This is a genomic window from Bacillus cereus group sp. BfR-BA-01381 (genome assembly GCF_022663555.1).
In the GTDB taxonomy this organism is placed as follows: Bacteria; Bacillota; Bacilli; order Bacillales; family Bacillaceae_G; genus Bacillus_A; species Bacillus_A pacificus.
Genome location: NZ_JAKUFR010000053.1, coordinates 26,107 through 36,187, shown reverse-complemented (window position 1 = coordinate 36,187; position 10,081 = coordinate 26,107). Strand labels below are relative to the sequence as shown.

Sequence of the window (10,081 nt, the reverse complement as noted above, 5' to 3'; positions counted from 1 at the left end):
GGAAAAATTTCTGTTTCTGATTTACGTCCGGGTGACTATCAGTTTATTGAAACGAAAGCTCCTACTGGATACGATTTAAACGCTAAGCCAATTCCTTTCACTATTACGAAAGGACAATCTCAAGTTACTTCTGTGACTGCTTTAAATAGTTTAACAACAGGTTCAATAGAATTAACTAAAGTTGATATGGATCACAATGGAACACTTGAGGGTGCCATTTTCAATATTTTAGATCAAGATGGAAAAGTAGTTCGAGAAGGCTTAAAAACAGATGGGCATGGTAAATTAATCGTAAATGATTTGAAACCTGGTAATTATCAATTGGTGGAAACAAAGGCTCCTACAGGCTATCAATTAGATGCATCACCAATAAGCTTTACAATTGAAAAAGCTCAAGCTACACCACTACAAATTACAGTTTCAAATAAAAAAATCGATTCTTCATCAGGTGGAGAGGATAAACCAGTTGCTCCTCCTAATAAAGAAGAGGAAACAGGAAAAGAAACTTCTGAAGAACTAGAAAAAGGAAATCCTGAAACACACGGTAAAGGTACTTCCGAAGAACTAGAAAAAGGAAATCCTGAAACACACGGTAAAGGTACTTCCGAAGAACTAGAAAAAGGAAATCCTGAAACACATAAAAACAAACAGCAAGATGACCGAAATACAGGTAAAGAACTTCCAAATACAGGTCACAAAAAAGATTCTACTCAAACAGTAGGTATCCTACTTCTACTAGCTGGTTTGTTAAGTATTTTAGCTACAAAACGCAAAAAATATTATTAATAGTTTTTCACACCCAATCAAGTGAACATTTGATTGGGTGTTTTTTTATACAAAAAAGGACGATACATAGAGTATCGTCCTTTTAACGGGGTGAGGCTGTCCAAAAGTACGGAAAACCTTTGAACAGCCTCGTATTTTCATATGGATGCCTTACATATATCACTGATGATAATTATGAAATGCGGAAACATATTTATCATCACATGATTCAAACACGAGAAAAGAAACCCTACAGTGGATTCTTTTCTCTACATAATCTAAAGTTTGGGTACACTAGATTCATGCAATGTAGGAGCTTTCCAAGCAGAAAGCAAACCTTCATTTAAAATGATAGCATACATATCTCCGTCAAAAATATGCAAATATGCATATAGTATTTTTTTATTTATCAATGTCAGAATATTGAAAAACCATAAAGGTAAAGGTAAAATGAAGTCGTTATCCGTCTTCTTTTGTCAGTCAGAGAGAATAGAAGAATAGGAGAGGAAGAAATGAAAAAATCTTTGAAACAAAAAATAGTAAGCTCTTTGCTTGCTGTATCACTCGCTGTTAGCTTAGCCCCGATTGGACAAGCCAAAGCTGATTCCACGCCAGAAATCACACAGACTTCATCTATCACAAAACAAGTTGATGCAAGCCGTGCTATCGAACACATCCGTTTCTTATCCGAAACAATTGGTCCTCGCCCCGGTGGAACAAAATCAGAGGAATGGGCCTCCCGCTACGTTGGTATGAAGCTTAAATCAATGGGCTATGAAGTAGAATATCAACCATTCCAAGTGCCGGATCAATACGTTGGATTTATTGAATCACCATTATCCACAAAGCGTAATTGGCAAGCTGGTGCCGCCCCTAACGCACTAATTTCTACAGAGGCTGTTACAGCCCCTCTTATCTTTGTTCAAGGTGGGACAAAATTAGAGGATATCCCAAATGAAGTAAACGGAAAAATCGTTCTATTCGAAAGAGGAACAACAGTTGCAGACTATAATAAACAAGTTGAAAATGCTGTTAGCAAAGGAGCAAAAGGTGTTCTTTTATACAGCTTAATTGGTGGACGTGGAAACTACGGACAAACTTTCAATCCCCGCCTAACGAAAAAACAGTCTATCCCTGTCTTTGGTCTTGCTTATGCACAAGGAAATGCATTTAAAGAAGAAATCGCTAAAAAAGGGACAACAATCCTTTCCCTAAAAGCAAGACATGAATCTAATTTAACATCATTAAACGTCATTGCTAAAAAGAAACCAAAAAATAGTACAGGTAATGAAAAAGCTGTCGTTGTAAGTTCACACTATGATAGTGTCGTTGGAGCACCTGGAGCAAATGACAATGCTTCTGGTACAGGGTTAGTATTAGAGTTAGCACGCGCTTTTCAAAATGTAGAAACTGATAAAGAAATTCGTTTTATTGCTTTCGGTTCTGAAGAGACTGGCTTACTTGGCTCTGATCATTACGTTAATAGTCTATCCCAAAAAGAACGTGACCGGATTTTAGGTGTCTTTAACGCAGACATGGTTGCAACAAATTACGATAAGGCGAAGAATTTATATGCTATGACGCCCAACGGTTCTCCAAACCTTGTAACAGACGCAGCCTTACAAGCAGGTAAACAATTAAATAATGAACTCGTTCTTCAAGGGAAATTTGGCTCTAGTGATCACGTACCATTTGCTGAAGTTGGTATTCCGGCCGCCCTATTCATCTGGATGGGTGTCGATAGTTGGAATCCATTAATCTATCATATTGAGAAGGTATACCATACACCTCAAGATAACGTATTGGAGAATATTTCACCTGAACGTATGAAAATGGCATTAGAAGTTATCGGAACTGGTGTTTATAACACTCTTCAAAAACCTGTTACTCAAACCGAACAGAAAGCTGCTTAATCATTTAAAAGACCACTGATTTTTATCAGTGGTCTTTATTGAGAAAAAATACATATGCATAAAAGCATATTTTTTCCTACCCATTATCGTATACAATATTAACTGTAACAAAAATGATTACAACTAATAAGGAGGTTTTTCTACTATGAAAAAAATGATTTTAGCCGGTGCGTTAACTTTAGCAGGAATTACTGGTGCTACCGCTTTTATTGCTGAAACGAAGGTTGCTGCCGCGACTCAAGAACAGAGCTTTACGAAATTTTATTCTTTGCAAACTGGAGGTAGTTCTGAGCAAGAACCTATTTTCCTTCAAAAGGGACAAGAGCTAACAATTCAACCTAACAGCAAAACTCCTAGTTACAGTGTTTATGACTCAAATCATAATCTTATTGGACGTTATTCTGATGGATACGGACGAATTTTCACTGCAAAAACAGATGGAAATATGTACGTTCAATTTCATGCACCTTACGTTTACTATAGTCCTGTTAGCTTTTCGGTTACGTATACAATCCAATAAAATAAAGGGCCTTTCTCATGGTCCTTTATTTTGTTTCCCAATTCACTTTTACAAAACCATCTTTTACTTTTAATCCACTTATGTTCAATACACACTTTTCATTTGCTTTCAACGTCAATTTAAAAGTACCTTTTTTCGATTCACAGATCTCTTTTAACTCTCTTATACCTTCTCCTTGCCTTTCATACAAGCTAAAGCACAAATTCCCACGTTTTGCATCCGTCTCATAAAAAAATGTTACTTCTGTATCTTTCGCATACTCAAGTTCAATATCTTTCCCAGCAATATCCCATGATGAGAATTTTGCCTCGTAACTTGTCTCTCCTTGCTTCTCATTTTCTAAATATATATTTCCTGCTCTCCACGCATCATCTAACGTCTGTGCAAAAGTAAAGCCACTAAGTAATACAAACATTGTACTTGCCAATATCGCAACTAATGTTACCTTCTGCTTTTTAACAAAATTCATCCTATATTCTCCTTCAACTTTCTTTTTACTTCTTCTCACCATATATAATAAAAATCCAATAAAGAATGGTAATATAACTGCTAAAACACTCCACCCTTTACTCATTTGATGTGCTTTAGCATCTGTATATACCCATGATGCAACACATATTAAAAGTGCTATAAAAGCTAAAAGCATTATCACTCCAGCTACTTCAAATATTACAAACGGATTATCGAACTCTATCATGTAATTTATACTCCTTCTTTAAAAATGACTGTATGACAACATATATCGGAATGTATACGTGCATCATAATCACAATTGCTATCAACATAGGAATTTTATGATCCAAATGAGTGACAAATTGTTCTATAACAACTGTTAATAAAACAATCCAAATGGCATGAATACCAATCATCCACCTCTTCTCTAATTTTCGAGCATTTCGCACGCTCTGTTTCGTATGATTTATCAGCTCTTCGCTAGGAATCATCTCTCTCGCTAAACTACTTTTTATCTTTTGATCAAACTTATCTTCCTTCATAAACGAACCCCTCCAAATGTTCTCGCATTTGCTTTTTCGCATAATTAAGGCAGTATTTCACTGTACCAATCGGTATATTTAATATTTCACTCATTTCCTTATAAGAATATTGTTCATAATAGTAGAGTACGAGCACAGTTTTATACTTTTCATTCAATAACTGTATAACTTCCCGTATCATTTCCGCTTCCACTTTTTGAATAAATTCTTCTGATATATTCACTTCATCCGAGAAGTCTATTTCTCCACCATCTTCTTTATGAAACAAATCCAATATTCGATCTTTCCACCTTTTTTTCTTACGATAAAAATCCTAAAACGTACGAACACAAATTGTAGTAATCCACTTTTTATAATTCTCCACGTAAGAAAGTTGGTGCCGCGATGAAAAAACCTTTATCCACGTCTCTTGAAAAATATCCTCCGCGTCTTCTTTTGTCTTCGCTAACTTATAGCATAAGGAATATATTTGCCGCTTATATATATCAATCAATTCTTCTACCTTTTCTTCCATCATAAACCTCCTGTCATTTATATAAGACGACGCAAATTCTCCTTTTGTTTGATAAAATTTTATTTTTTTATTATCTCCATACAAAAAGGCAATCACAACATCTTGTGATTGCCTTTTACTGAAAGCGAAAAATTGGCTCCGCTTTTCTCTATTGTCCAGCTTCAGCGGCTAGAATACTCGGTGGCTTCGCGCCTTCCTCCGAGGCAAAGTACGCCTCTCTGTCAGGAGCTCCATCCCCCTCCTATTCTGAACGAGCCGCTTCCGCTTTTCTTCATTACATTTTTTCTGGTGCAGATACTCCTACGATTGCTAATGCGTTTTGAAGTGTAGTGCGTACTGCTTTCATTAACTCGTAGCGAGCTTTACTTAATTCTAAGTTATCTTGGTTTAATACTTTTTCTGCATTGTAGAAGCTGTGTAATGCTGCTGCTAATTCAAATGCATAGTTTGTAATACGGTGTGGTAGACGTTTTTGTGCTGCATCCGCAACTACTGCTGGGAATTCACCAAGTTTTTTCAGTAACTCCACTTCTTTCTCAGAAGTAACAAGTTTGTAGTTCACGTCTCCGCCTGTAGCTAATCCTAATTCTTCACCTTGACGAAGGATACTGCATACGCGAGCATGAGCATATTGTGCGTAGTATACTGGGTTTTCATTAGATTTTGATACAGCTAAGTCCATATCGAAGTCTAAATGAGAATCACCGCTACGCATTGCGAAGAAGTAACGCATTGCGTCCACGCCTACTTCTTCCATAAGCTCACGAAGTGTAACTGCTTTACCTGTACGTTTACTCATTTTCATTTTTTCACCGTTTTGGTATAGTTGTACCATTTGGATGATTTCTACTTCAAGTGTTTCTTTATCGTAACCTAGCGCTTGAATAGCAGCTTTCATACGTGGAATGTAACCGTGGTGGTCAGCACCCCAAATGTTGATTAACTTATCGAAACCACGCTCTAATTTATCACGGTGATACGCGATATCTGGCGTTAAGTACGTGTAAGAACCGTCATTTTTAATTAATACACGGTTTTTATCATCACCGTAAGTCATTGAGCGGAACCAAGTTGCACCATCTTCTTCAAAAATCTCATCGCGCTCTTTTAATACAGCAAGAGCTTGATCGATTTTTCCATTTTTATATAATGATGTTTCTGAGAACCATACATCAAATTTAACACGGAAACTTTCTAAGTCTTTTTGAAGTTTTGCTAACTCATATTTTAAACCGTATTCACGGTAGAATTCATAACTTTCTTTTTCATCAGCTTTCGCATAACGATCGCCAAACTCTTCAGCTAAACGTTTACCGATTGCAATGATGTCCGCACCATGGTATCCGTCTTCTGGCATTTCTTTCTCTAAGCCTAAAGCTTGCATGTAACGAGCTTCAACAGAAAGAGCTAAATTATGGATTTGGTTACCAGCATCATTAATGTAGTACTCACGAGATACATCGTATCCTGCTTTTGCTAATAAGTTACATAACGTGTCACCTACTGCTGCACCACGTGCATGCCCTAAGTGAAGGTCACCTGTTGGATTCGCAGATACGAACTCAACTTGCACTTTTTCACCTTTACCAGTATTCGTTTCACCGTAAGCTTCACCAGCATTAACGATAGTTGGGATTAAGTCTGTTAAGTAGCTATTATCCATGTAGAAGTTAATGAAACCAGGACCTGCGATTTCAATCTTTTCAATAGAAGCTTTTGCTTTATCGAAGTTTGCAACTAATTCTTCTGCGATCATACGAGGTGCTTTCTTTGCAACGCGTGCAAGTTGCATTGCCATATTTGTAGAGAAGTCACCATTTGTCTTATCTTTTGGAGATTCTAATACAACGTTTGGAATCTGTTCTTCTGTCGCTAATTCTGCCTTCAATACAGCAGCTTGAATTTCTTCTTTAATTAATCCTTTTACTTGTTCTAAAGAATTCATTATTTTGCCTCCTTCAAATTAATCGTAATTGTATATCTGCCAGCTTCTTGTTCACTTAGAAGCAATGCGTACGTTAAGAAGAGTTGTCCTTTTTTCTTTTCATCCGACCATTTAAAAAGAACGTTATCAGTCTTTGTTTGCAATGCAAACGTACCAAGTTCACTCGTGTACGTACCAGTTGTCCATTCACCTTTCACATGCGTTTGACGCATTGAAACAGCACCTGAACGCATAATGAGAACTTGTTCATCTTGAATTTTAATAATTGTTTTCACTTCGCCTTGTTCGTTCGGCTCTTGGAATGTTACGTATGTACCTTGACCTTTTACATAGTATTGACCATTTGCTTCAAAAGCAACGGTTTCCTTCCTCGCCCCTTCACGGATTTCTGTTACGAAATGAACGTGTACCGGCAAGCCTGCAAGTTGTTTCTCCACGTCTTGCACACCTTTCAAATGTTATAGATATTAAATACTACTTATAATAAATCACTTTTCCTATCATATCAAAAAAAACCTCTGTCTGTCTGCTGAAAAATCAGGAAAACTCCATTTCAAAAAATAATTCACTTTCACTTTATTTCATATGATAAAATATTTTTTAAATCTAAATATTCTTTCATTTAAAGAGGTGAATGAAGTGCTCCCCACAAAATTAAAAAAAGGTGATGAAATTAGAGTGATTTCACCATCTTGTAGTTTAAGTATTGTCTCAACTGAAAACAGGAAGCTTGCTATAAAAAAATTTAACAATATGGGCTTTCAAGTTACGTTCTCAAAACACGCTGAAGAGCTAGATCGCTTTGCTTCTTCTTCTATTTCTTCACGCGTTCAAGACCTTCACGAAGCATTTAGAGACCCGAATGTAAAAGCCATTTTGACGACACTTGGCGGATACAACTCTAACGGTTTATTGAAACACCTCGATTATAATTTAATTCGAGAAAATCCGAAATTTTTCTGTGGCTATTCAGATATTACTGCTTTAAATAATGCAATTTACACTAAAACAGGACTCGTTACATATTCAGGACCCCATTTCTCTTCATTTGGAATGGAGAAAGGTCTCGAGTATACGAACGATTACTTTTTACAATGCTTAACTTCTACTGAACCTATTGAAGTCCTACCATCTGAAACATGGAGTGATGATTCTTGGTACATTGATCAGGAAAATCGAGAATTTATTAAGAATGAAGGATATGTTTCGATTCACGAGGGCGAAGCAACTGGAGAGATTATTGGTGGTAATATGAGCACCTTAAACTTGCTACAAGGTACACCATATATGCCAAACTTAAAGGATAAAATTTTATTTCTTGAAGAGGATAGTTTAACTGGGAGAGCTACTCTTAAAACTTTTGATCGATATTTACATTCTCTTATGCAGCAGCAAGATTTTGAACATGTAAAAGGCATCGTTATAGGAAAGATGCAAAAAGGTGCAGAATGTACGATAGACGACATGCAAGAAATGATTGCTTCAAAGCCTGAGCTTGCACATATCCCTATCATTGCAAACGCAAGTTTCGGTCATACAACCCCGATTTTCACTTTTCCAATTGGCGGACGTGTAAAAATCATTTCTAACAAAGAAAAAACATCTATTACTATTTTAACGCACTAAAAAAGGAGCGAATGAGTCGCTCCTTTTATCGTTTTTCTATTTTTTCCAACGCTTTTTGCGGAATTGATTCTTTCGGGATTTCAGCCCATCCTTTTCCTTGCATACCTTTTGCATAAATTTTTATAAAAGCACCCGTATGTAATTCACGGTTCATCATTCTTTTAATAACCTGTAACTTTCCGTCTTCTGTATACCCTTTAAAAGTATACAAGTATTCTCCGTCTTTTTTCTCACCTTTATCTACTACCGCATAATAATCTTGTATTTCTTTATTTGAAAAGAAGTTGTCTACAAAAGCATGTACACCTTCTGTTTTTGTGTTCAAATAATACGCTGTTCCACCTAGAATAATGGCGAATACAGCTAAAACTTTAATTACCAATTTCATACATGAACCTCCTGTTTGCACTTCTTTTTCCCTAGTCATATATCTATACTTGTATTATACGAAAAATGGCATACTATACTCTATCTAAAAGTCTTACACTTTCCTTACATTATTGTAAGGGATTTTTTCTTACAGCAAGTTCCCAAGAAAAAATTTTTCCGTTTCATACACTTTTATATTATTATTGAATGATACGAATTTTTATTACAAAAATCAAAGGAGACAGTTTTCAAATGGCTATCTTGCAAGGTTTAGCACTATTACTTGTTGTACTTTGTCTATTTACACTTTTCAGTTACCGTGCGCCTTACGGAATGAAGGCGATGGGTGCTTTAGCTAATGCAGCAATCGCAAGTTTTCTTATTGAAGCATTTCACCGTTATATCGGTGGAGAAATGTTTCATAATGACTTTTTACAATCAGTAGGAGAAGCTTCCGGTAGTATGAGCGGTGTCGCAGCAGCGATTTTAGTCGCATTAGCAATCGGTGTTTCCCCCGTATATGCTGTTTTAATCGGTATCGCTACTAGTGGATTTGGTATTTTACCAGGATTTTTCGCTGGATACGTTTGTGCCTTCGTCGTGAAATTTCTCGAAAAGAAATTACCGGCTGGTGTAGAGTTTTTAGCAATTTTATTTATCGCTGCACCAATCTCACGCGGAATGGCAATGCTTATGGATCCGCTCGTTAACGCAACACTTGGTAAAATCGGTTCTATGATTTCAGTTGCAACTACAGAAAGCCCTATTATCATGGGTATTATGCTTGGTGGATTAATAACAGTTATTTCTACCTCTCCACTGAGTTCTATGGCACTCACTGCAATGCTTGGATTAACAGGTTTACCAATGGCAATTGGTAGTCTTGCCGTAGCAGCCTCAGCCCCAATGAACTTTATTTTCTTTAAACGACTAAAGATTTGTTCAAAGAAAGACACAATTGCTGTAGCAATCGAACCTTTAACACAAGCCGATGTTGTTTCAGCAAATCCGATTCCAATTTATGCGACAAACTTCGTTGGCGGTGCACTTGCTGGTATTATTACATCTCTGTTCCAGCTCGTTAATAATGCACCAGGAACAGCATCACCAATACCAGGACTTCTTGTTTTATTCGGATTTAATGACGTTGTAAAAGTAACAATTGCTGCTCTATTATGCGGAATCGTTACCACAATTGTTGGGTACATCGGATCAATCGTGTTCCGTAAATATCCAATTCGCTCTGCTGATGACATTCGCGGCATTACTTCGGAAGAGAAGGTTGCATAAGAAAAAGAGCTATTCCCTTTGGTTGGGAATAGCTCTTTTTAATGTTGCGTAATGGTAAATGAAATTATATCGACGATTTTTCAAATATATCGATCATAACTCAAAATATATCAACGATTTTTTCGTTATATCGACGATTCGACA

At 36.5% G+C, this 10,081-nt stretch carries 10 protein-coding genes and 1 pseudogene; 5 read left to right on the top strand and 6 right to left on the bottom strand.

Annotated elements, in window-relative coordinates:
• The 3 genes from MR079_RS18070 to MR079_RS18060 form a co-directional block, all read left to right on the top strand.
• The coding region (locus MR079_RS18070) for an MSCRAMM family protein (RefSeq protein ID WP_242294390.1) at positions 1 to 786 on the top strand (786 nt) is incomplete at its 5' end.
• Between the two features lie 491 nt (positions 787 to 1,277).
• Positions 1,278 to 2,678 carry a M28 family metallopeptidase gene (locus MR079_RS18065; RefSeq protein WP_139868521.1) on the top strand — a complete coding sequence of 467 codons (1,401 nt, stop codon included), beginning with the start codon at positions 1,278 to 1,280 and terminating at the stop codon, positions 2,676 to 2,678.
• A gap of 145 nt (positions 2,679 to 2,823) precedes the next feature.
• Positions 2,824 to 3,198, top strand: coding sequence for a hypothetical protein (locus MR079_RS18060; protein ID WP_242294389.1), 375 nt, complete (start codon positions 2,824 to 2,826; stop codon positions 3,196 to 3,198).
• 25 nt (positions 3,199 to 3,223) lie between these two features.
• Here the strand turns inward: MR079_RS18060 and MR079_RS18055 are convergent, their stop codons facing one another.
• The 5 genes and pseudogenes from MR079_RS18055 to MR079_RS18035 all read right to left on the bottom strand — a co-directional run bounded on the left by MR079_RS18055 (position 3,224) and on the right by MR079_RS18035 (position 7,089).
• Positions 3,224 to 3,895: an anti-sigma factor gene (locus MR079_RS18055; RefSeq protein WP_242294388.1), complete on the bottom strand. Its 672-nt coding sequence runs from the start codon at positions 3,893 to 3,895 to the stop codon at positions 3,224 to 3,226.
• Positions 3,879 to 4,193: an anti-sigma factor gene (locus MR079_RS18050; RefSeq protein WP_139868525.1), complete on the bottom strand. Its 315-nt coding sequence runs from the start codon at positions 4,191 to 4,193 to the stop codon at positions 3,879 to 3,881. Before MR079_RS18050 ends, MR079_RS18055 begins: the two co-directional genes overlap by 17 nt.
• Positions 4,180 to 4,707 (bottom strand): annotated as a pseudogene (locus MR079_RS18045) (RNA polymerase sigma factor). Before MR079_RS18045 ends, MR079_RS18050 begins: the two are co-directional and overlap by 14 nt.
• A 274-nt stretch (positions 4,708 to 4,981) precedes the next feature.
• Positions 4,982 to 6,652, bottom strand: a complete 1,671-nt coding sequence (gene argS / locus MR079_RS18040; RefSeq protein WP_016719022.1) for an arginine--tRNA ligase — start codon at positions 6,650 to 6,652, stop codon at positions 4,982 to 4,984.
• Entirely contained in the window at positions 6,652 to 7,089 is a 438-nt protein-coding gene (locus MR079_RS18035; RefSeq protein ID WP_000414867.1) for a YwiB family protein, read from the bottom strand. Before MR079_RS18035 ends, argS begins: the two co-directional genes overlap by 1 nt.
• Positions 7,090 to 7,291: 202 nt before the next feature.
• On the opposite strand from MR079_RS18035, the gene MR079_RS18030 reads away from it, so the two are divergent.
• Positions 7,292 to 8,278, top strand: coding sequence for a S66 family peptidase (locus MR079_RS18030; protein ID WP_139868529.1), 987 nt, complete (start codon positions 7,292 to 7,294; stop codon positions 8,276 to 8,278).
• 25 nt (positions 8,279 to 8,303) lie between these two features.
• Here MR079_RS18030 and MR079_RS18025 read toward each other — a convergent pair whose 3' ends face one another.
• Positions 8,304 to 8,666 carry a YxeA family protein gene (locus tag MR079_RS18025; protein ID WP_000779929.1) on the bottom strand — a complete coding sequence of 121 codons (363 nt, stop codon included), beginning with the start codon at positions 8,664 to 8,666 and terminating at the stop codon, positions 8,304 to 8,306.
• A gap of 233 nt (positions 8,667 to 8,899) precedes the next feature.
• Between MR079_RS18025 and MR079_RS18020 the strand changes: the two genes are divergently transcribed.
• A complete protein-coding gene (locus tag MR079_RS18020; protein ID WP_242294387.1) occupies positions 8,900 to 9,937 on the top strand; it encodes a PTS sugar transporter subunit IIC in 1,038 nt (345 codons plus the stop codon).
• Positions 9,938 to 10,081: the final 144 nt, after the last annotated feature.